19 protein-coding genes and 1 pseudogene are annotated in these 22567 nt (G+C 60.7%); 1 reads left to right on the top strand and 19 read right to left on the bottom strand.

Annotation, left to right across the window (positions count from 1 at the left end):
• From ACYQ8L_RS15085 to ACYQ8L_RS14995, 19 genes and pseudogenes are all read right to left on the bottom strand, one after another.
• Nucleotides 1–144 (bottom strand): DUF4372 domain-containing protein (locus ACYQ8L_RS15085; protein WP_459942637.1); only part of this gene is annotated, 144 nt, incomplete at its 3' end.
• 499 nt (nt 145–643) lie between these two features.
• Entirely contained in the window at nt 644–985 is a 342-nt protein-coding gene (locus ACYQ8L_RS15080) for a hypothetical protein (RefSeq protein ID WP_459942635.1), read from the bottom strand.
• A gap of 808 nt (nt 986–1793) precedes the next feature.
• On the bottom strand, nt 1794–3980 hold the full coding sequence (locus tag ACYQ8L_RS15075) for a DEAD/DEAH box helicase (RefSeq protein WP_459942634.1): 2187 nt from the start codon (nt 3978–3980) through the stop codon (nt 1794–1796).
• The gene (locus ACYQ8L_RS15070; protein WP_459942633.1) at nt 3980–5353 is read right to left on the bottom strand and encodes a BREX system ATP-binding domain-containing protein; all 1374 of its coding nucleotides are present in this window, start codon (nt 5351–5353) and stop codon (nt 3980–3982) included. Before ACYQ8L_RS15070 ends, ACYQ8L_RS15075 begins: the two co-directional genes overlap by 1 nt.
• Nucleotides 5354–5436: 83 nt before the next feature.
• On the bottom strand, nt 5437–6747 hold the full coding sequence (locus ACYQ8L_RS15065; protein WP_459942632.1) for a BREX system ATP-binding domain-containing protein: 1311 nt from the start codon (nt 6745–6747) through the stop codon (nt 5437–5439).
• Nucleotides 6740–7939 carry a BREX system ATP-binding domain-containing protein gene (locus ACYQ8L_RS15060; RefSeq protein WP_459942631.1) on the bottom strand — a complete coding sequence of 400 codons (1200 nt, stop codon included), beginning with the start codon at nt 7937–7939 and terminating at the stop codon, nt 6740–6742. The genes ACYQ8L_RS15065 and ACYQ8L_RS15060 overlap by 8 nt, the downstream gene beginning before the upstream one ends.
• Complete coding sequence (locus tag ACYQ8L_RS15055) at nt 7905–8747, bottom strand: hypothetical protein (RefSeq protein ID WP_459942630.1); 843 nt, start codon at nt 8745–8747, stop codon at nt 7905–7907. Before ACYQ8L_RS15055 ends, ACYQ8L_RS15060 begins: the two co-directional genes overlap by 35 nt.
• A gap of 138 nt (nt 8748–8885) precedes the next feature.
• Nucleotides 8886–9497, bottom strand: coding sequence for a hypothetical protein (locus ACYQ8L_RS15050; RefSeq protein WP_459942629.1), 612 nt, complete (start codon nt 9495–9497; stop codon nt 8886–8888).
• A gap of 434 nt (nt 9498–9931) precedes the next feature.
• On the bottom strand, nt 9932–10156 hold the full coding sequence (locus ACYQ8L_RS15045; protein WP_459942628.1) for an AbrB/MazE/SpoVT family DNA-binding domain-containing protein: 225 nt from the start codon (nt 10154–10156) through the stop codon (nt 9932–9934).
• A 109-nt stretch (nt 10157–10265) separates the two neighbouring features.
• On the bottom strand, nt 10266–10460 hold the full coding sequence (locus ACYQ8L_RS15040; RefSeq protein WP_459942627.1) for a hypothetical protein: 195 nt from the start codon (nt 10458–10460) through the stop codon (nt 10266–10268).
• A complete protein-coding gene (locus ACYQ8L_RS15035; protein WP_459942636.1) occupies nt 10461–11060 on the bottom strand; it encodes an ATP-binding protein in 600 nt (199 codons plus the stop codon).
• Nucleotides 11061–11084: 24 nt separating this feature from the next.
• Nucleotides 11085–11261: pseudogene (locus ACYQ8L_RS15030) on the bottom strand (ATP-binding protein); the annotation flags it as partial.
• A 452-nt stretch (nt 11262–11713) separates the two neighbouring features.
• Complete coding sequence (locus tag ACYQ8L_RS15025) at nt 11714–11938, bottom strand: hypothetical protein (RefSeq protein WP_459942626.1); 225 nt, start codon at nt 11936–11938, stop codon at nt 11714–11716.
• Between the two features lie 520 nt (nt 11939–12458).
• The gene (locus tag ACYQ8L_RS15020) at nt 12459–12785 is read right to left on the bottom strand and encodes a hypothetical protein (RefSeq protein WP_459942625.1); all 327 of its coding nucleotides are present in this window, start codon (nt 12783–12785) and stop codon (nt 12459–12461) included.
• Between the two features lie 777 nt (nt 12786–13562).
• Nucleotides 13563–14801, bottom strand: coding sequence for a TniQ family protein (locus ACYQ8L_RS15015; RefSeq protein WP_459942624.1), 1239 nt, complete (start codon nt 14799–14801; stop codon nt 13563–13565).
• A gap of 7 nt (nt 14802–14808) precedes the next feature.
• Nucleotides 14809–16746 carry a TnsD family Tn7-like transposition protein gene (locus tag ACYQ8L_RS15010; RefSeq protein WP_459942623.1) on the bottom strand — a complete coding sequence of 646 codons (1938 nt, stop codon included), beginning with the start codon at nt 16744–16746 and terminating at the stop codon, nt 14809–14811.
• A gap of 35 nt (nt 16747–16781) precedes the next feature.
• Entirely contained in the window at nt 16782–18254 is a 1473-nt protein-coding gene (locus ACYQ8L_RS15005) for an ATP-binding protein (protein WP_459942622.1), read from the bottom strand.
• The gene (locus tag ACYQ8L_RS15000) at nt 18241–20424 is read right to left on the bottom strand and encodes a Mu transposase C-terminal domain-containing protein (RefSeq protein ID WP_459942621.1); all 2184 of its coding nucleotides are present in this window, start codon (nt 20422–20424) and stop codon (nt 18241–18243) included. The genes ACYQ8L_RS15005 and ACYQ8L_RS15000 overlap by 14 nt, the downstream gene beginning before the upstream one ends.
• A gap of 14 nt (nt 20425–20438) precedes the next feature.
• Complete coding sequence (locus ACYQ8L_RS14995) at nt 20439–21383, bottom strand: TnsA endonuclease N-terminal domain-containing protein (RefSeq protein WP_459942620.1); 945 nt, start codon at nt 21381–21383, stop codon at nt 20439–20441.
• Between the two features lie 374 nt (nt 21384–21757).
• Between ACYQ8L_RS14995 and ACYQ8L_RS14990 the strand changes: the two genes are divergently transcribed.
• A complete protein-coding gene (locus ACYQ8L_RS14990) occupies nt 21758–22231 on the top strand; it encodes a helix-turn-helix domain-containing protein (protein ID WP_459942619.1) in 474 nt (157 codons plus the stop codon).
• Nucleotides 22232–22567 lie beyond the last annotated feature (336 nt).

Here is a 22567-nt window from a genome sequence, read left to right as displayed (position 1 = left end):
ACAAAAGATCATGGCAACGAAGTGATCCCAGGCGGAAAACCGCTTGGTGCAGCGGTTGGCGCCGTGTCTGCGACACGCCTTCAGGAAGGTCGCGCGTTCCACGAGGCCGAGGATTTGACTGAAGAGACTGGCGGTACGTACCATCAGCAGGCCCTCCTCTTGGGTGGTGATGTTTGTGGAGAGCACCACCATACCCGAGACGGAGGGCATTTTTCATGGACCAGGTCCCCCGGTTCGCCGACCCGCCGATTTTCCGCATCAGTTCAGGCTCTCAGACTTTCTGACGATAGCGTTCTTGGACACGAGTGACTGTAGCGTGGCTACCACAACTCACCCAAGTGAACAAGTTCAGCAACAACACTCTCCCCCGTGGCGTCCTGTAACACGGAAGGGCCTTGACCCGAAACCGGTGCCCCTCCCGAAAATCGACGCCGGTGCTCGACCCAAAGGTCGACTAACAGAACAGCATTTTGAGGTAGCGCCCCAATTTGTGCACATTTCAGGGTTCTTTCACGCCCAACAGAAACTTACTGATACAAGGTCGTGTCGCGCATGGCTCACCTTCCTTTCGGCGAACCACACTACCGCTACCCTTACCCACTAGAAACCCGGAAGTACCTTCTCGCTGCACTCGTCCGCTCACTCAACTCCTCCGGGGATGCCCGCACGCAGCACAAAGAGCAGCCATCCGCGTTCTCAGCGGCTTTCCGCAACTTTCACACGGCGGGCCGTACAGTGACACCACATGATGCCAAATCGCGGCCGGGTTTGGTTCCATCCATCCGGTCAAATCGTAATATAACTTACACATCCTAAACTCACGCAAGCTTATATGCGGCTCGTTGCCAAAAAACTCTCGATACGCCTCCGTCCATTTTTCGTAAAATCCACGCTCCTCTGCGCTTAACGCCTCTTCAACAAGTTCTTCGCGCGTCGTGGCACGCAACATTTCGTCGACTATCGCCGCTTCTTCTTGCGTCAGCATGGGTATTTCCATTCTACAGCGCCAGCAGTACATAGTTTTCGGCATTTTCCCATCCTCAACGTATCTAGGCAGAGGAACCCTATATCACTCTGGGCCCGTAGATGCTTGGGCAAAAAAGCACGTGGTGCGGTTTGGCAACATCGACCACTCAAAACTTAACGATAAATGATCACACCCATTGCTCCGCTCCACACATCGTCCCTCCTTCAAGCTCAATGTCTTTTCTCGGCCCACCACTTAATTTATCATGGATAACTCTTAGCCTGCAGGTGGACCGATTGCACACAGGGCGCTTCTCGTTCCGTGCTTCTCCCACTCCGCTTTCCAGCGTGATTCTATTAATATTGATACATTGACTGTGCCCCGATTAGATGTCATAAACCGGCCCGGCCCTCACGCCGGCTCCTTCGGGAAAATAAATGTTGTCCCATTCCCCCGGGCCGGCGACTCTAGCTCCAATCTATCCAGGACCGTTGCTCCGCCCTTCGATCAAACGCCCTCCCTGCGTGGGGTCACTCTCTACTGTCACTCTTCAAGACAAAAATAGTTTTGTACTCTCTCTCCGATGTCAGTGTACTAAGGTGTCTTTACCTACACGAGACACCTCAGCCCCCGGCCCGAAACCGTTGATCCCTTCTAGTGGCTAAACAGCCCTTCCCGCCCTCTGTACGTCCCATGTGCTCACGTATCGGGGCCGACAACAGCTTAGCAGATCAACAATACCACCGTTCATCCTGGTCAATCCCCATGGAGAGGGAGCAATTAGATATGTTCCTCCGGCTGCGTGGCAGACGTAACCGTAACAAATTTAGTCGCCGATCCCGAGTCCCTCTACTATTCGCTTTTTGATTTCGGTCGCGTTGTCAATGTCTAACACTCGCCGCCCGGCAAGCCATTCGGCGAAACCCGGCACGTCGAACAACTGTAAAGCAACGCGGCGGCGAACATCTTCGGGCAGATAGGAATGGTATCGGCCGAGCGAAAGAGAGGGGACGAGGTCATCCGCGAATCGGCTCAGAACAGACCTCAACCGACTCTCATCCTGTGCTAAGGCTCGGAGTCGCGCTTCCTCCACGCGACCGCGGACCGCGAGCCCCTTCAACGCCGGGAGCCCCGCTAGCCCATGGAAAAGGCCCTTTAAGACGGTTTCGTAGGCCGAACCACCGAAATGGAACCAATAGCAACCTCCGGGCAAACTAACAACCGGAGCATCCGTCGTCTTGAGGCCGAGACCACGCCGCACATGTTCCGCAAAGGCCTTGCCCATAGGGGCCGATCTGGAAGCGTAGCGAAAGGTTTCGTCCTGGCAGCCTCCCGCAACGGTTCGCAGCACGATCTCTCCCTCTTGGCTCACGACCTTCCACCTCTGGCCAGCCAAGGCAACTGTACCGGACCCGTTGACCCCCTGTTGCACGTAGGCAATCACCTCACCCGTCCCACCGTCGACCACGGGAATTCCTCGATCACCCGCGCTAAAGTTGTGATGAACGTCTCCCCCGGCCCTTTCGCAACGGTTCGCCCACTCCTCGCCCAGATGCAACCTGCCGAATTGCTCGATTAGAGCACCGGTCTCGATCAAGGTTTCCAGAATCTTCGCGGCTGTTCCTGCCCCCTCCGACTCCGGCCACACCTCTTCCGCGAGCGCGAGCAAATCCTCCCGTCTCCTCCCTCGACGTCCAGCTTGGGCAACGTAGCTAATCGCCTGCTGGACAAAGACCGACCAAAGCCGGGTCCGGGGGACCGGGTCGAGTGCCCCATGGCAAGCGTTGTCTAACATGCTCGCCAGGGCTCTCGACTCGACCCCACTTCGAACCACGGGGATCACGCGCACCCACCCTGTTCGACGTCCGGATCTCCCGATGCGCTGAAGAAGGCTGGCCGTATTCGACGGTGCTCCAACCAGCGTTACCGCGTCCACGTCCCCGATGTCGATACCTACCTCCAAAGTGGTCGTGGCGACGAGCACAGCGTCACGCGCACGGGAAAACTCCCTCTCGGCATACTCCCGACGATTTCTCTCCAGACTGCCGTGATGCGCTCCGACAAAGATCTCTCGCCGCTCGCGCAGCAATTTACCCAGGACCAACGTCAGCTTGTCGCACAGCGCACGCGAGGGAACGAATACCAGCACCTTCCTGCAACCATTGTCGTGCCCGCCGCCTAGTGCCTGCCACACCCAGTGACCAATGGCGTCGAGATCGTCCGCCCCCCTCACATGGAGGAGGTGAGGGTGGATTGCGACCGGGTCGGCAACCGGATCCAAAGGTACCCACCCACCAGTCTGCGCGCTCAGAATCTCAATCTCACGGCTGCCGGGGACCGCAACGACCTCCGCTGATTCTCCCAGGAGTTTCCGCGCGAGGTCCTCTGGGTGCGACACCGTGGCACTCGCCCCACAGACCTGAACACCGCTTTCTTTCACCCATCCTTTGGCCCGTGCAAACTCGCGTACGCGGCGCAGGCGCGCAAGAAGCCAGACCACTTGATCCCCACGGGGGGAAGAATCGAAAAGATGCGCTTCGTCCAAGAACACAGCTTGGACCCCCGCTAAGATGTGGTCGACCAGGCCCCCGTCCTTCCAAACGGAATCTCGCACCAGCATCGAGTCAAAGGACTCCGGCGTTGTAATGAGGACGTGGGGGCGGCGGGCTTTATCTCTGTGGTCGCTCGTCTGTCTGCCACAGGTCCAACCAACTTTCGCAAGGGGCCCCTCTAACCTCGCGAAGAGATCGTTCACCAAAGCACGTGTGGGAGCCACCGCCAAGATCCGAATTCGTCCCTCAGACCCATTTGGGTCGGCCTTTAGCCGGGCCACCAGCGGGGCAAATACGGCCTCCGTTTTTCCGGATGCTGTGGCGGAGGTGACCAGAGCGTTTCGTCCTTTAAGAATCGGGGGAATGGCTTGCCGTTGGATGGCGCGGAGGGTGTTGAACCGCCCAAAGAACGCGTGGCCCACTGCGCCGAGGGGCCGAACGATGTCGCGGTCGGAGGCCATCAGAAGGATGATTCCATGAGGTGAAGGACGTCCTCTAAAGGTTTTCCTCCCCCGGAGAGCAAGTCGAAAGCCTCGAGACTCGTCCGAACAAAATGTCTGGGCACTGAGTTCGGCAAGCGACGATACCGAGCTAGGAGCCCCGGAAAAATCCTAGCGATGGTCTCATCGCCGAGGCAGGGCTCGCTATCGGGATAAGCGGTTCGATACAGGTTCGCAATTCTACGCAGCAGTTCCTCCAGCTGTTTCTCGTCGGGAGTAGGCACCTGGATGTGAATCACGGCACCCCCCAGGATCTCCAGAATGTCCTCGACCGCATCGTGCTCTGTCGCCACCCCTCCTCCGGCAGGGGCCGACGCGAATGCTACCAAGAGCGGGGCCTTGCTCCTGGCAACCGCCTTCATCTCCCGGAGAAGTGCTCGACGCCGAAGTCTACGGGTTTCCGAGGCTCGGTCCCGGTATGCTGTGGTCGCGTACTCGACATCAAGTTCATCAAATACTGACAAAAAGCCGCGGGCGCCCATGACACTCAGGAAGATGGCCCACTCCTTCAACAGCCGCGCAAATGCTTTGGGGCGATCTGCGACCCGGAACGCCCTCATGGTCGGCAGGCGAACGCCTCGGTGGCCGAGGACGCGGAGCTTCCCGTTGGCCTGCGAAGCAGAAAGGCTGAGGGCAAAGTAGTCTTGGATGTGCGCCAGAGCATCCGGATCATCTAGAACGTGAGCGGGGACAACACGAAGGGCACGCGCTATTGTCCTCGCCCCCTTCTCCACCAGTGCCGACATCTTGCCGTCCCGAACGGCCCGGCGAAGGAGGTCCGCTAGGCAAGCTACGCCGGAATCCCGAAGGGGAGCGCCAACCCCGCTCAGGATCTCCTCCATCAATCCCATCGGCTCAGACATGGTCACAGCCGTACCGTCCATAACGGCCGCCGCAATGGCGAATTGATCCTTTCGGGCGATGGCCCGCAAGAGGGTGAGCGCGTGCGTTTTCCCCCCACCCCAGGCCCCTTCTATCAACACGAAGGTGGGCTTCTCTCGCGCTGCGAGGGCCACCGCGCGGCGGAGTTCCTGCTCCAATTCCTCCGTTCCGACGCTCAGATCAAACACCTGGGATTCGAGGATCTGTCCAAGTCTGAGGGCGGTTATACCCTTCCGAGCCTCTACCGTTCCTGTGTTCGCCGAAACGGCGCACTGCGAGGGGGGGGCATAGCCGCCAGATGCAGCGGGGGCGATCCGAGCCACACCAAGGGTTTGCGATGCCTCAGCCTCCGGTTCCAGTGCTGTCTGGGCCTGGGCAGAAGCCGAGGTGTCCCGCGGGGCGAAATGCAGCGTCTCCAACGGCAGAAGCACCCTCGCGTAACCAAAATCCACCAAGGCGCCTTGGCGATTCCCTGCCCCCACCGTTATTATTGTGCCCCACCCGAGCTTGTTGTGGAAAACCCGGTCCCCTTTTTTCAAGGCTCGTACGCCTCCAACTCTTCGTTCCTAAGCGATTCGAAAGACCCCCGATAGCGACTTGCCAATTCCTCCTCGCTGTAGTTCTTCTCCCCTTGATGTGTTTGTAAATCCAAAAGGTTTACCCACGTCTTCACGAAGAGCCGCCTTGCAGCAATTTCCAGATTTCGTTCCGCAGCCACATGGGCCAGCCGCTCCACATTGGCCATCTGAATGTCTTTATTGAATTCATAACCCCTCGCCAGCTCACCCAAGGCGATCAATCGAACGCCGATTGATCTCAGCAGCTCTTCCTGTCCAGCAACCTTGTCTAAGTGAATCTGGGGAGCGAAGTCGCCACCTTCGTGAAAAGGGACCCCCTTTACCATCAAGCGCTGTTCAAGAGCTGGGTACCGCGTCAATTTCTCTAATACGTCGTACACACCCGCAAAAACCCCAAACAGCGGCACCCCGCCGGGAACACCGGTGGGCAGGTCCACCATTACCCTCATCGCCGCAAGGACGCGGTCCAAGGCCTTGCCGCTCGCAGTGAACAGCGTCTCCACCTCGTCAAACAGCACGACCGCGCCGTTGACACCTGCCTCCTTTAGGAATCGAGCCACCGAGAGCAATAAGTTTCTTCCAAGATCCCCTTTCGCCCGCACCGGCACCTTGGCAAGGCGAAGAGCGGCAAGATCCTCCCTTGTCAACGTGTCCACGTCGCCCTGCAGCCAGCGCAAAGCTGCATCGCCAGCCACCGCCCGAACTGGATCGTACTGGGTCCGCAGAGCCTCTGCCATGACCCTACCGAATGCGTTTTCGGGATGATCGTCACTAGCGACCGCATCCAACCAGAGAGAAAAAGCAGCGTCCGGATCCGGAGCGCCCGCTTCGTGAATCTGTGACCTCTTGTGAGCAATCACGCGCCGCAAAAACCGGTTCAGCCCCGGCCGGTCTTCCCCTGGCAAATGGAGCGTCTTCATGAAGGCTCGGAACACGTCCAAGGGGCTATCCAGGCTGATCCCCTGAGTGCACGCGACGTAGGCCACCGCGAACCCCTCCTTCAGAGCCCGGCTCCCCAGCGCCATAAGAAAGTGCGTCTTCCCGCCGCCGTACGGGCCGATCACGAGCTTGAAATGGGCGTGGCGCCGGCACAACTCCTGCAAATACGTCCTCGCCAACCGGTCGATCCAAGGCTCGATGCCTACGGAATAGGTGGGAAGCACCTGCCCGGCGAATGTGAGTTCTGAAGGAGCCTTCCCTTCGGAGGCCAACCTCGCCCACAGCTCTCGAGCGTCTTGGGGCTCTATCATCAATCGGTCTTCAGACATGACGTGACACCTCAGCAGCCACAACACTAGCGGCCATCTTCACGAATTCCCTAACCGCACCGGACTTAATCGAATCGCTGTACTTGGCACACTCCCCGCTTAGCATGCGTAGCAGATCGTCGCGTGATCGACCGGGCAGACCGGCATCGCAGCCAACCTGCACAATCGCCTCAGCAAGTCCCTCAAAAAACGCCACCTCCCCAGGAGTTGGTTGGGTCAATTCATCCAGGTCCACCCAAACCGCCCGCGGATTGGGGGCTTCGCCGTTGCTACCCAGACGAATCCGCTCTATTCGCTGACTTAAGGCCTCCAAATCTGCCCGTGCGGTTTCGAGGAACTCCTCCACAACGGCATAGTAGATCACGCAGCTTCTGAAGGTTCCCAAAGCCATGTGGTCGACGAAATTCCGCAGGTTCGCCAAGTACGTCTGTCGTGCTTTCGGTCTAAGCCGAGCCATCGAATGCACCTGCTCAGTCTCGTCGAAGAGAACAACGAGGCCGGGGTACCCTATTGTTCCTGGTATCGAAGCGAGAGAGCGAACCCAAGATGCTGCGTTCCGCCTCCCGAGCTTACCAATAGGCCGCGGAAGATGTGGATTTCCACGATACAAATCGCTCACACGAATACGATAAGTAATATCTGCGCGCAATAGCGCCCGCAACTCGCTCGTCAACTGCGTCCACCGTCCTTCCCGAAGCACCTGATTCATGTAAGCTGCGGACAGGGTGCGGAAATCGCTAGCCAGGAGAGGATCACCGTACACCCTTTCGATCCGCCTTTTCGCCTCTTCCGGCGACACGGTCCGCACCCCTGCCTCCAGAACCGCGTCTGGGCCCGTCCGGCGTTTGGTACCTCGGACTCGCTGCGGAGGCATAAGACCTTTGGCCATACTGCGATACGTTTCCTGGAGGGAGGCGAAAGGCGACTGACCGGCCCGGCAGTCCACATAGGAGGTCACAAACCCTTCTCGAAGAGCCACTTCCTGAAGGGCCCTGAGGTAATGGGTTTTGCCTCTTCCGTAGGGGGCGAATACGAACTGAAGCTCAGCGCCACCTTCCCTCACGAACGGCAGTATCTCGTCCCGGAAACGCGCAATGCTTCCGTCCAGCCCAACGGAGATCCGCAAGGCGCTTCCGGCATCGGGCGGTGTACCTGACTCAGCGAGTTTCGCCAGAACCTCTCTCGGATCCACTGGCTCCCCCTTTCTTCTCTACCCGCAGCACCGCGAACTGCGGTCCAAGCGTGTCCACGCTCTCCAGGTTCGGCAAGGTGATGGCTTTCCCGGCGGAGACCGTTGCCATGTTTGGGGTCATAGTGCGCAACATGTCGTCACCCAAGGACCACCCCGAACGGCCAAACCGGGCAAGGTCATACGCGAATTGGGCACTAGAATAATCGCGAAACTTCTTGGCCACCGGCGTCTTCATAAAGTCCTCAAACTGAAGGTGGCGCAACAGCGCCACGTATCCGTGAAGCACACGCACTTGCACCCACCCGTCACGCTCCTGTCCCCGCTCTCGGGCAATGCGGCACGCGTCCTTTATGGTTCGTAGAAACCCCTCCCGCGAGAAAGGCTCTCGTTCCAACGCGGCGGCCTCCTCTTGAATTCGGCCGAAGATTTTTTCTCCGTCCCCCTCGGCAAACTCACACACCTTCTCACTGCCCACCTCCAGCCGAACCTTCATTCCCTTGTACGATACTTTGAACACACCCACCCTGTCATACTGCCCGAATCGCTTATGAGGCACCCTTGCTTCTCGCGCCGCTAGCAGGAGCCTCTCACGTCGGCTCGTGAGGTGTTCATTGATCCGCCGCTCAAGGTCAGATAGCTCGCTCTCTAGATCAGCGAGCAATCCGTCCAGAGACAACTTTTGGGCCGCCACGATGGCAGATCGAAGCGTCGCGATCCTTTTTTCGTCAGGGAGTTCTTTTCGGCCGCAAAGCTTGCCCAAAATTTGAGTCAACTTCTTAAAATCCTGATACTGAGCTTTGAGTTCCATCTTGCCACCTTTATTGTTCATAAGCCTGAAAAAAGTCCCTCGCTTGGCGAAGTAACACAAATATGTTATGGATCTGACAAGGCATGGTCCACTTTATTCTGTGGTCTACCTCGCCTAGATCACCTTCTTGCAGCCTCATCAAACATCTTGGACCCGGCGGTCAAACTCCTCGCTCATGCCCGTTAACAGTAGGTCGCTGAGGAGGTCACAACACCGAACGACATTGCGAGGGTTGGAGTCGTTTGCGTGGGGGGTGAGCATGCCGTGGGCGAAGATGTGGCGGATCGAGCTGGCCAGATACGCCACGTTGGTCGAGCCCCCCGCGAGGTAACGATCCAGCTCGTCGCGGTGCCGCGGGTTCACTCTCTCGTAGAGAAAGCGATAAAAGGACCCGTTTCGGTCGATCCGCTTCAGACGGACCGCGACGTCGTCGGCACCGTAGGGGCGGAAGATCTCTTGGAAGTGCGATCGGTTCGTGCCCGTGATCGCGCTGAACTGCTCGAAGCACGACCAGCACAGAAACACCCGAAACAGCGCCGAATACCCGGCGACGGTGCTCTGACTGTAGCCATGCAACTGGAGGGTGTCGAACGACGACGCAAGCCGGTACCGGTTGCCGAACCGGATCACGTCCCCCCGGGTGCCTTGGAACCCGAGATCGCTCGCTTCGGCGCCCCGTCGCATGTGTTTCAGGAACCTGCCCCACCCCTTGGGATATCGGGATCTCCTGCGGCTACCCTCGAAGGTCATGGCGCTTTCTCCATGTTCGGGATCCGACGGGGGCTTACGATCCGTCACCCAAACAAACAAAAAGCGGCACCCGGCTGGCCCTGCCAGCCTAAGTGCCGCTTCCTTTCAAACAAGATAGACGCCCCGCCCGTTGATTTCACGTCGATGGCCCCCTGTCCACCGGTGAACTCGACGTTGACATTTTCCCAACACCGCGGGGCGGGGGTCAACCCCCAGAGCGCCTCGGACGCAGAGGCCTTCGTCCACCCCGATTCCCCCGAGGGCGTACCCGCTCCGGGATTGCGTCGCCGAACGCACCGGCGGCCAGTCTTACCTGTCCGGGCTGTCCTTCGGCAGCAAACCGGGCATGGTCCGGCGATCTCACTGGGAGAAGGCCTTCTTTCGGGTCCGTGGACAAACAGGCCGGACCTTCTGCCGATCGGGGCCGCCGCGGATCAAAGGTCCTTGTACGCCTTCTCGTCGGCGTCGCTTCCCCACTCCGAAAGCGTTCCATCCACCGCGGACAGATACTCCTCGTCCCCCGGGTCGAGCCGCCGAACCCGGGCGCAGCCGTCGGGTTCGAGCGTCCAGACGATCCGGTCGCCGGGGGAGAGCCCGAGGGCGCTCCGAACCCTCTTGGGAATCGTTGTTCGCCCCCTCGAGTCGAGCGTTGTGACCATCCGCGCCTCCCGCACTGATGCAATGCTCCGGGGCCGGGCTTGTCTGTTCGCGGGTACTCTTACCTGCCGCCTCTGCCGGAACGATACCGCCCGGGCTTCCTGGCCTTCGCTACGGGGCTTCGGGGAGTTCGAGCAGGAAGCGCCACGCGGGCAGGACGTCGACGGGCCGGCCTCGCACGTCCATCCGTTCCTCGTGCTCGCGGGTCACGACGATGCCGCGGGGAACGGCGAGTTCCTCCATCGCCTCACCCAGGGCCGCGATCTCGCGGCTTCGCGTGGTCGGGTCGGCCAGATCGTCGCACACCTAGACCAGCAGCCGGGCACCGTCGGGCATCCGGGCCACGAAGTCCACCTCGGCTCCCCGGCGGGTCTTCACGTAGTGGATGTCGGCCGTCACCCGGCGAAGGGCCGTAAAGACCAGGTTTTCCAGGAGGTGCCCCCGGTTCGCCAGGATCCCCGAGGACACCGAGGCCACCATCGCGTGATCCACGCAGTAGATCTTCTTGGAATTGGTGTTTCGGCGCTCAACCGAGGGGTCGAACACGCGAACCGAGAACAGAAAGTAGGCGTCCTCCAACCACTCCAGGTACTCGGCCACGGCGTACTTGGGAACCCTATGCCCCAACCCCTTCAGGTATCCCGTGAGGCGGTTCACGCTGTATAGCGACGCGGTGTCGTCGATCAGGCGGTGGGCCAGGTCCACCAGGGCCTTGGGGTGGGACACGTCGTGGCGCTCCACGAGGTCACGGAACAGGATCGATTGGAAGTACTCCTGGTGGATCTTGACCCGAAGCCGTCGGTCGAGCCCCAGCACCTCCGGGAACCCGCCGGTTTCCCAGTACTCCCGGAACGCCTTCTGGACCTGGAGGCGGCGCCGCGTGGAGAGGAGCCCCTCGGCGTCGATGCCCTGGAAATCCAGAAGCTCCCGAAACGAAAACGGGAAGAGCTCCCACGGGAGCGCCCGGCCCCGCATCTGGGTTGCGATCTCCTTCGAGAGCATCCGGGCGAAGGAGCCGGTGAGGTAGACCTCGCACTTCTCGGTGCGGAGGATGCGGTCCACGAACGCCTCCCACCCCTCCACGGCCTGGATCTCGTCGAAGAAGCAGTAGACGGTTTCGGTGCCCTTAACACCTCCGTTGCACCGTAAGGTTTCTTATACCTGGGAGGTCGATGCCGACGGCACCTCCGCCGGGTCAGAGGTCCCCGTACGCTTCTTCGTCCGCACCTTCCCCCCACTCCGACAAGGTTCCTTCGGCCGCACGAAGGTACTCCTCGTCTTCCGTGCTCAATCGCAGAACGCGAGCCGTGCCGTCGGGATCGACCGCCCAAAGGGGGTGGTCACCCGGCGACAGGCCCAAGGCAACCCGTACCCCTTTGGGAAGGGTTGTCCTCCCCTTGCTATCGAGCCTCGTGACCGCTCCCCCGAGCGTGGTATGCCGACGATACACGCCTGCCAATGGCCCGGCTAGGGCGGCCGGATGTGCCGGACGGTTCGTCCTCAAAAGGAAATGAGGGACAGTCGAGAGTGTCATCAGCGATCTCGATCCGCTCGCTCGATTAGGCGGCCGCCGGCTCGTTCTCCATCTGCTGCACCAACTCCTTCAGCGGCTCGGGCGAGTAGCCGCGAAGGAGCCACTCCCGAGGACTGAGGGGGTCGCCCGTGGCAGGGTCCACCAGGGCGGGGTTCGGGTCCACGAACCACAGGTGTACGGCCACGGGGGATGCGTTTTCGGGCACGTGCGGTAAGACGAACTCAATATAAGGGAGGGTATCGTCGCCCATGAACTGGAACCTTGGAAGCCGCCACCTCCCTTTCCAAAGAAACCCGTAGAGGGTCTTCTCCTTCGATGAGAGCCGCTTGCGGACTCGGCGGCAAGACACCCCGAGAAGCCTGCTTACCTGCTGGGTCGTCAGACTGTGACAAAGCAAGAGGGCAGAAGATGCCGCCTCCCTGAGGATCCGCTGACTTGTGCGTCGAGAGATCGGTTCTTCCGAAGGCTCGATCTCCCAGGGCCGGAACAACACATTGGCCACCGCTGCGCCTTGGTCAGCGGAGGAATTCTCGTCCGATTCCTCGGGCGCGCGCTGGAGTGGATCGGCAATCTCTCCCAAGATCTCCACGAATCCTCTGCGGACACCTCCACTCCGTACCGACACAGGATCCCCTGGAGCTCGTTGTAGAATTCCCCGGCCGTCATCATACACACCCTCCTTGCCGATCGGTCGCCCTCATGGGGTGGGCGCGCGCCGCCAGCGGGGGCCATCCGCTTTGAGCTGTGTTGGCCTCCGGATAAGGGGGGTCTCAGCCCCCGTTCGGATCGTGAGGGGCGTTTTCTCCCCTGGCCTGCCTTTCGCGGACCTTCCCCGCCTCCAGCACCATCGTACGCAACTCGACATGATCGCGGTAATCGGGGGGAGGGGGATAGCAACCGAAGCTCCGAAACGCCTCCGCCAGCGCCCCCAAGGCGTCCTGCGAATCCAGCCGGCCCAGCAGAATCTGCCAGCGGGCATGCCGAAGGCTCTGCAAGACAAGGGCGGGCTCCACCCCATACTCGGCGCAGCAAGCCATCACGAAGGTTTCCGAGACCCCGTGCCGCAAAACCCACCACCGCAGTTCCGGGTCCCTCACCAGAATCTCCGCCAGGCTCCCCCGTTCTGATTCGTGCTCCCATCCCCCACGAGCGGAAGGTGGGTCGGGACGATCCGCGTCGTCTGATGGCGAAGAGACTCGCGGCGCGACACATCCTAGTGGGGGCCCGGCGGTTTCGTCCGCCGCAGGGCCTGGCGCGATGATCCGTGTAGTCCGGGAAGCCCCCGGATCTGAACGCATGGTCGAATCCGGGGGATCGTTCGGTTGTTGTTCCAAGAAAGATCGCATCGCCTCCCGGAGCATCGAGAGGTCGTTCGCATCCGCGATCTCGTTGAGATTACGGACCACTTCCGGGACTAGGAGGGCTCGTAGGAGGGGAGTATGGATGCACCGAATTGGGGCGGGCGCACTTCGGATGATCCGGAGTGCCTCCCCTACTTTCTCAGACCACTCGAAAACCCAACCGGAATAATTTGCCTCCCTTAGGCGCACCCGCACACGCTTTGCCAATATTCCCCGTTGCTTTAGGCGAACCATCCAGCTTGCGGCCGTCATATGGCCTCCCCCGATCGCATCTACAATCCATTGCTCCGTTGTAATCGGGACCGGCAGCGTTGCGAGGTACGAAATGATAACCAGTTGCGGCTTGGTTCTTAATGCGGGCAGCTTTACACGTAAGAAGGTCCAAGCGTCCTCCGGGAACCAATCAGCGGCGGGGGGCGGTACAGCATACCGCGTGGTTGACATGGTCGACTCCTTGGTGGCGAGGGGGCAGGGAGATCTCCAGGGTTTCCCTTGCAAAAACGGGTAACACTCTCAACCTGCTCCGGCCGGTTGCGACCCGAGAACGCTATTGGGAGGGGGATGTTGCCGCTTTTCTGACGCTCGGCCGTACGCCTGGCGAAACGAGGCCTCAGTGCGCCACAGCTGCGGCACATACGGCGCCGCGGCCCTGGAGAGCCGTGTCGAATAGTCGCTCCACGTCGTCCCATCGGGAACGAGGTCCCGACACAGGTAGCGGAGGTTCGGATCCCGATGTATGCATGTGCGGCAATGGAGTCGCCCGGGGCCGCAGTGGGCAGCCAGACGATCCCGTATCCGATCTCGTGCCTGAATCCGGGCATGGAGAGCGTGGAGCCTTTGCAGTGGCACCCGGCCGTCTGGCACGTCGGTTCCGAGAATCCGGTCGCATCCCATCCAGAGAGCGTGGGGCGGCTCCAACAAGGCGCCGGCCACCAAGACCACGTCGTGGGCGACGTCCCGGCCGAAGACGCGCCGGGGGTGCCGGCACACGTAGTCCAGGTACTCGTCGCTCCACACCTCTGCCAGAATGTCGCGCAAGGCCGCGAGCACGTACTGTCTGCCACGAGACACCGCGATGCCGAGTTCCCCGAGGCGGCAAAGAACGGCCGCCTCGATTGTGTCCAGTCCGTAAGCTCGCTTGGCGGAGCCAACGAGGTCTCGTACATATCGCGCGTACTTGCGGTGGGCCCTTTCTACCCTTGGGTTTCGGGAGATCGGGTAGGTTTCCGCAGTCCACCCATCCGCCTCTGATAAGGGCAGAACGGAAGGCACTCCCCCTCGCGGCCTCCGATCGATCTCTCGGTATCGGACGAGAGGTACTCCGTGGATGGCGCACGCATGCACGAGCGGAGCCTGGTGGTAGACGCGGTAGTACGCAAAGCCACGGATTTCTACGTCGCGGGTGGCGCAAGCGGGGCAGTATCTCATGCGGTGGCGAAGAGACCCGGATCTCATCCACCGATCAGGGGCATCGGAGATTTCCGAGGGGCGGGGCGCCATCAGGGCACGATAGAGGGAATGCAGAGTATGGCGGGCCATGACCTCCTCCGGAGACAGGAGGGCGATCCGGCCGATTCTTTCCACGAAGCGACGTAGTCCCGTGCCGGACCATTTCGCTATGGAGGGACAGGCGCGTCCAAATAGCCGTTGGCCGGAGATTTTCTCCGTGGCCGATTGGGAGAGGAGGTGGTAGCGCACGGCGAGGCTGTGGAGCGTTTCCTCGGGGGCGGGCGGCGGTAGGTAGAGATCCACGACAGAGCTATCCACGGCCGCCGCCGTTGGCTTGGGTGGGCCGGCGACGGATCTCGGGCACGCCCGGAATGGCCATCTGGCCGGCCGCCTCCCGGATCGCGGCGCGAACACGCGCCGAAGGGGCACACCCGATGCCGGCGAGCCGCTGGATTCGCCAGGCGGCCGGCGGGATCCCTAGCCGTACGAGTTCTGCCCGGGCCCACTCGATTCGGCGGACCTGGTAGTCCTCGACGCTCTCACCGACCGTCTCCAGAACTCGCGCCGTCCGGGGAAGCATGTCGCGGCGGTGCTGCAGCAGTGTCAGCGCCCCTATCATCCTGCCTACCGTAGACGGGCTGACCCGTACCGGCCGGCCCGGGCGAGTGCGGATGGCGTCGGCCGCCTCGACGACCTGCACCGCAAGCTCCCGGTCGCGGCGAGCCCAGTCCACCCGGGTCTCGGGAGGCGTGGCGCGGGCGGGGGCGGGGCTGTGCGCCCAGAGCCATTCACGATCGTGAGCGTACAGCCAGGCATACGCCGCGGGCACCCGGCGGCGGATCTCCGTGGCAGAGGCCTCGGGGTCGGCCGTCCGGGCGGCGGTGTAGTCCGCCCGGTGGCGCCGGCGGGCCCGCCGCATGAGGGAGTGCTGCCGGCGGTACCGCAGCTGGGGGTTGCCTCGCAGGATGCGCCCGAGGTGTGCGCGCGAGTAGCCAGTGGCAGCCATGACGTCCTGCATTGGCACCCCCCGCCGAAGCAGACGGCGCGCCCGGCGTTCGCCGGCCGGGCGGTGCTTCACAGGACGCGTGCGGGAGAGAGGTATCTCGTACCGGGATGCCCGGACGCTGAGCGTGGTCACCGTTGTCCCTAAGACCTCCGCGGCACTGCGGAGGGAATGCCCCTCGACCAGTACCAGGTGCCGGAGGAGGGCCGGACCCGCGGGAGGACTGGCGTTCTCGGCGCCTGAGCCCGGCTCCGGCGGGGAGTACGGTACTTGCTCCCGGGTGGCGCGCAGAAATGCCGGCCAATCCGTGTAGAGGAACGCGATGAGGAGGATATGTTTCAGGGGGTGGGCGCCCGCTCGACGACCCCTCACGATTGTCGCCAGCCATGTTTCGGCCGCGTCCAGAAGTCCGAGGAGTCGGCCGTAGGGCGGGGTCGCCGATAGCCCATGGTAGTGCTCGAGGACCCGCTCCTGGAGGGGAGCCTGCCGGACGCGGCCGCCAGCGGTCATCCAGCCGCGGCGCGCTACCTCTGCCCGATATGCGCGCGCCGTATCCCGGGCGGCGAGGCTAGGTGTGGCCGACCACAGGATGTCGCGGCTTATGCGAGCGATGGCCACGGCGGCGTCGATGGCCGCCTCGTCCAGCCCGTCAGCCAGATCAGCGTGATGCCGGTCCTCCACGGGCTCCGCGGGCGGCAGCGAGAACCCGTGGCGCGCGGGGGTTTCGATTGGGGGGTCCACCTGTCGCAGCCCCACCTCGTGGTGCGCACACACGAGCACGCCGGGCAGCAGGTGCTCTCGGTGCCAGTAGGCCACTCCGTACCGCTGTAGGTCCGCGTCACGGCAAATCGGGCAGTACCGCAGGGGATCCGAAGCCCCCACCCGGCCGGAGAGTAGACCGCCCACAGCCTTCGCGTTGCTTCCACCGCGCCCCAACATGGCCCGTATCATGCCTGCCACCGTGGTCGCGGTCCGAAAGGGCCGGTAATAGGGCAGATGCGTGTGGTGCTCGATTATCTCCTCGGCCGTAAGGCCAATATCCGGCGGTAGACGATCGGCGAGAAGACCTACGTACGTGGGGAGATTTGAGGAAGTCACCGGCATCCCGCGGCCGAACAATGCGCGTAGGCTCTCCCGCGCGGAGCAGTGCACGGCGAGGACCTGGTAACGAGCGCACATTCCCATCACAGATTCGTCCGGCAGCGCGGTCGGGAAGTGCGTTAGCGCGAGCAGGTGTTGCTGCACGATTGCTACCCGCCATACGGACCCTGCAGGGCACCCTACAGGGCATCCACGTCAGCGATCAGGTTCTTGCGGCCCAGAACGTCGTGCGGGTCCTCAGTCTCTTGCTGCGCCCGCACGATGGCATGGTCCGGATCCATGTGTGGTGTGGGCAAGTCGTCCCCGGGGCGGCCCTCCCGGTCTTCGGTATTCTTTTCCGGGCGGGACACCTCGCCGGCCCCCTGTTCGACGGATGAACGCTCCCCGCAAGCTCCGGCCAACGGCACGGTCCACTCTCTCCACCCCACGGGGGGAGCAATGTCCGGATACTGTTGCATAGCGACCGGATCGCCCAGCCGGAGTGCCTCCAGTTGCGCGCTGATCGGCTTTCCCTCCATCGCCCCGGCGGCTGCCAAGTCCCGGTGCGACACCGTCGTCCCGCCTGTCTCGATCGCCCACTTCTGGGCCCGCATGAACGTCCGCACGGCGAGATCTATGATCCCTTGGGACATGTCGTACAAGGTGTCGGCAATCTCCATGTTAAATGCATCTGGACGCTCTACCAATTGCAGACGCCACAATTGCTGTGCGAATACTGTCCATGCTTTAGAGCCTTTTGTGTGGCGCCTGAACTCCACAAATCCGGCGTCCATCATCCTGCGGCTGACCTGAAACTCGCCCATCAGAATCCTGGCCAGCCCATAGGTTCCAACAAAAACAATTGGGACCCCAACAACATTCACTATTGATCTTAAAAATGCCAAGAATTGCTTTGCGCCGCCCGTCCTCGCCAAGCTCAAATTCTGCAGTTCATCAACGACCAAAATCCCTACGTTGAGAACTCTTGCCAACCGTCCCATCTGTATTTGCAAACTTTCGGTCGAACGACGGGCGGAACCATACTGATCAAGGTAGTTTGTACCTATTGCGTTGTCCACCGCACGAAAAAATTGGAGACACAGGTCCTTCCGCGAGGCGTTAGCGGGACAATCCACGTGGAGCCAAACAACCTGTACATTATTCAATTTCTGGCCATTGTATTCGCGGTGCCGCATAACCTGAGGATATGTTGATAGCACCCTCCGGATTGCTGTTGTTTTCCCGCATCCGCTGGCTCCTATTACGAGACAACTACCGGCTGTTGTTGTGGTTTGCACGGGGGACCAGTCAATATTCTCCCCGCACAACTGATAGGCAAAACGAATCGCATTGGGATCTACAATGTTTCTCGTCGCGTAACCCCTTCGAATCGCCCGCCCCATGTCAGTATACAACTGAAGGCTTTCAAAAAACGGAACGTATAGGTCCTTCGCCCGATCGACCAACATCAATCGCTCGGTGGGACTCCGCAACCGATCGGCCGGATCCCGCGACACGGGCCGGTACAGCACCCGCCGGGCGTCATCCGCCTTCAGCAGGGGCGGCAACGCCTCAACGAGCGGATTCCCGGCAATCTCAGGGATCCCGGTGGGTACGTATTCCGCCACCGGTATGCGCCCCACCAGGCTTCGATCCCGGTCACTCGTCGTCATCGCTGGACTCCTCGTTGCCTAGGAACTCACACAAAGCGTCTCCGTCGAGGCCGCGTAGTCGGTTCTCAACGGATATATCCGCTGGCGACTTAGTGTCGACATGATCAATTCCCTCCGTAAACTCCCCGGCTGCCAGACGCCGGGCTTCCGCTTTTCTGTTTTCCCGGATGTTTTTTAGCATCTCTTTGTCGTCGCGCCCGCTTGCTTTCGCCTCTTTTGTGGCATTATCCACGATATCCGCGACGCTTTTGTCAAGATCCATAGCGCCCTCTAAGGCGCGTGAGGCCCTATTTTCCGCCGGGGCCTTCTCTCTTGCACGCGCATCTAGTATCTCTTCTACAGGCAGCCCACGATATTTATCCGCGTCTGGATTGCAAACTTCACACGGTTCAAATCGATTGAGTTCTGTCTGAACCCAAACGTGATCTGTATTTGCCGGATCGTAACGAATTTCTATTTTCCGCCGCCCGTTCCGCCGAGCAATGGCACGCCAGTTTTCCGCGGCCTCCGTAGCACACGAATATCTCCGTCCATGCCACACAATTCCGGACTCCGTCACTGACGCCGTCCCCCGAGGCAGTAGGTGTCGGTAGATCAACTGTGAATCCACGGTCCGGGGCGACCCTGTCATATTCTTCAAACCCCAACGCCACATACCGATGGGAGTTGGGGGAACATTGGCTGATATCATTTCCTGGGTCAGGAGGTCCGGGTATTCGTGGTGGTGGTTGTGGTACAGAATCAACCTGCAAATGATATTCCCGATCTCTCTAATATTGAGCACCGCATCAAGGCGGTAATCCCGCTCGCCTCGTTCACGTTGCCTCTTTTTCACTGCTCCTGGCAGATAATGAATGATACCCTCTTGTAGTGTTCGAAAACGAGATTCTACGATGCCTTTCCAATCCGCTCGAAAAGGCGGGCAGTTTTCGACGGTAATTCCGAGCCCCATAATCATGTCATTTGCTTTTTCTCCCCGCAGTTCACCATTATCAACCAATATGCTCCGGGGCAGCACTTCGCATGGCCAATCCGCCTCTGATATCGTTATGCCATACTCTTCACACAGGTCCACCTTGTTACGAAATGCATTGTATAGGGCGATCCGAGCCGTGTTCCAACTCGGCCCCTCTAACGCCAGATGGAATCCGAGAATCAGCCTTGAGAAAACGTCAATAATTACATAAAGAATCGGTCTGCCGATGGGGATGATACGGGACAATAGGCTCGCTAAATACAGATCTAGGATTGTACTGTCCATTTCTGCGCGGTCGCCGGGCCCGACTACGCCGTCCGTTGCACGACCTCGGAGTCCTCGCCCCGTGAGCGCCCACTGCCGGGCTCCGTGGCGCGCTTTTTGCGTTTCCGGGGTGTGGGTATACTGCTGCGCCCAGTAATAGAATTGACCGTAGGTGGGACGGTTTTTGCGGAAGGCCCTTTTTGTGTTTCCATCTTTGTCGGTAATTTCTTCCGAAAAAAATTGTTCGATCATTCTCCGATATACGAATTGCAGCGTCCGTCCGTGGGCGGTTCCGTACCAACGGCCAATGGAGATGGCGATAATGCGGCGTATTTCATCAGTTATATTTGTCCCCACATTTTCAGGGTGTTCTTCGTTTGCTACATATTGGCGCGGTCGGCCTCTTTTTTTCGTGCCGGCTGATTTCTTCTTTCCGCGCCCACCGCACGCCAGATAATTATCTTGTAGCGCTGCCGGAATAGACCCGTATTTCCAGTATCGGAAAAGCCATCGCTTGATCTTCTTTTTCGAGACCCCCGTGCGAGCGGATGCAGCAGCAAATTTTTTTGAGAGAGCGCCTTGCGCGAAAATCCATTCACGCAGTGGTTTGCTCGTAAATTCTGCGATGGTGTCCAGCCTGTTTTGGATGATCTGTCGTTGTTCAGCGTTTACATCGCGGAACAAGAAGGCTGGCAGTTCGTAGTGGACGATTGAGGCTAGTCCCAATGAAAGCATGTCCGCCAACTGGCTTAGCGGAAAGTTCAAAGGGTTTCGAGTTGAGTCTTTTTCCGGGGCGATTTCAAATAGTGCAGCAAGGTCGAGCCTTATTTCAATCGCGAGAATTCTATAGAACCTCTCCTTCATATGAGCATCGTCATATTCCGGGGCGATCAACACGACAGCATTTTCTTCGACTTTTTGTTCTGACATCGTTTCCTCATCTGTTAGTCGTTTCCCGCGCTCGAGGCCCACGGCAGCGGGTAAAGGAGCCCTACGCGGCGAGAGAGATCCAGAGGAAGATGGCCGTGCCAGATGGCGTGGCGAGCGAGCGACACGGCCTGCGGCTCGGAGAGGGTGCAGGTGGCGGCGGCCGAGAGAAGGACGTCTCGCAAGGGGGTGCCGGAGTCCAGGCGGTACTTCAGGATCGAATACAGATACCGCTCGTACTCGCACTCGGTCACGCGATGCGACGGATCGAGCACGGCGTCGACCCGACACCAGTGGAGGGTGTGGCAGCGGTATCCGTACGCAGCGAGGTCCCGATCGGTGATGATCCGCCAGGCTACGCCGTGGTGGTGGCAATACTGACGCTCTAGCTCCTGGAGTTCGGCCACCCGCTGGCGCGTTAGCTGTGCGGCTGGTTTGACGGAGATAGCCAAAAGGGTGCTGCGGTCGGTGAGGGTGACGAGGAGGTCTAAGGTCGGGAGGTAGGGAGGCCGCTGCCGGGTATTCCGCGCAAGGAATGTCGGGGCGCGAATCCCCAAGCACGCCGCGATGGCCTGTATCAGCCGCACGTCGATGAGCGGGTATTGCTCCCGGATGTCGAGTACGCGGGGGTGTGATTCTAGTAGGAGGAATGCGCGGTACTCGAGATCGGATAGGAGGTGGTGGATACGCTCGACCCGTACCCCGCGCAGTGTCCGGCGACGGCCCGTGCTAGGGACATGATGCTTTAGGAGCCAGGGCCTATACGACCCAGTGGCGCCGATGCCGTACCCTTGGTTGAGACGCCGCGCGACGGCCGCGGGGACGAGAATGTCGCGGGGGCCCTCCAGGCGGTGCGGGTCCGGCGGGGCGTGGACCCAGCCAGCCGTATCGAGTGCGCACGGCGCGGCATCAAGGCGCAGAGGCCCCTTGACACGCCCGGGACGGGGTGAGATAGTTGTCATGTCATAGCCTTTCTTAAATGGGCCTCGGGGTGGCAGCCCCGGGGCTCATTGCGTACTTAGACTATCCTATCAACGTCCTCTCCCTTCTTTTTTGGCGTTCGCCCCCCCGAGGCGACCAGAGTGCCCCCGCCGGAGGGGGTGCCACCACGTTGAATCGAGAGCACTTTACCCCCGGCGCGCTCGGATGTCAACCCAAATGGGGAGCGTGAGCACTCCGGCCCCAGGTGCCCCGAAAAACAGGCAAAACTTAGAGTTGTGGTATGATACCTTACATGTGCGGCCTTGTCAGTCGCGCCGATTGGGTGTATTGTTGCCACCCGAACGGCAACCATCGGCTGGGGGCGCCGTCATAACCCATTAATATGGTAGGCAAGATGAGCGTCGGCGATCGCCTGAAGGCACTTCGCGGGAACGAGTCTGTCCAGAATTTCGCGGAGCGGCTGGGTGTGCACCCGAACACAATCCGCCGGTACGAGGCGGGCGAAAGGGAGCCCGATACCGCGTTTCTTCTGCGCCTTTGGTCTCTGCTTCGGGTGCGCCCAGACTGGGTCGTCACGGGCGAAGGGGAAATGTTCGCACCGTCGGCTCGAGAGTTGTCGGCTTCACCGGAAGAAGATGGCCAGGAACTGTCGGAGCGGCAAAAGGCCGCCCTTCACTTTTGCACGGTGCTTCTCCGGAGCGAAAAGCTCCACAAGAGCTACCGCGTCGCTTCCCTATCCGACTCGCGAGAACTCACGCTCACCCCGACGGAACGGCGACTCCTCCAGGGATTCCATGCTGCCTCCGCGGCGAAGAAACGCCTGCTCATGGAACTCGCCGAAGAGGAGATCCGAGGCTCCGAGGACTGAGCCGGCGGCCACCGCGGCGCGCCTCGACTCGGGAATACTTCTGAACTCTCGCTGAGACGACAGGCCACGCAACGCCTCGCTGGCTCTCGTTTCGCCGAGAACTGCCTCCACTACCGGCACCCGCGCCACGTGATGGAAACCGCATTCCCTCCGCTCCACGGCCCGGAGAAGCCCTGAAAACCCGGCTTTCGCCTCCGACACCCCGACCTGATTCGCCATTTCGCCTCCTCCGGGAACAAGCGGTAACGGCTCCACCGCATCCCCTAGGGCCCACGAGAGCAAAGATCATCCCGTAGCCGCGTCCGTCGCTGCGGTTGGGTACTCCCGTGTCACCGA

The organism is Deferrisoma palaeochoriense (genome assembly GCF_054656955.1).
This window is presented reverse-complemented; position numbering and strand designations above follow the sequence as displayed.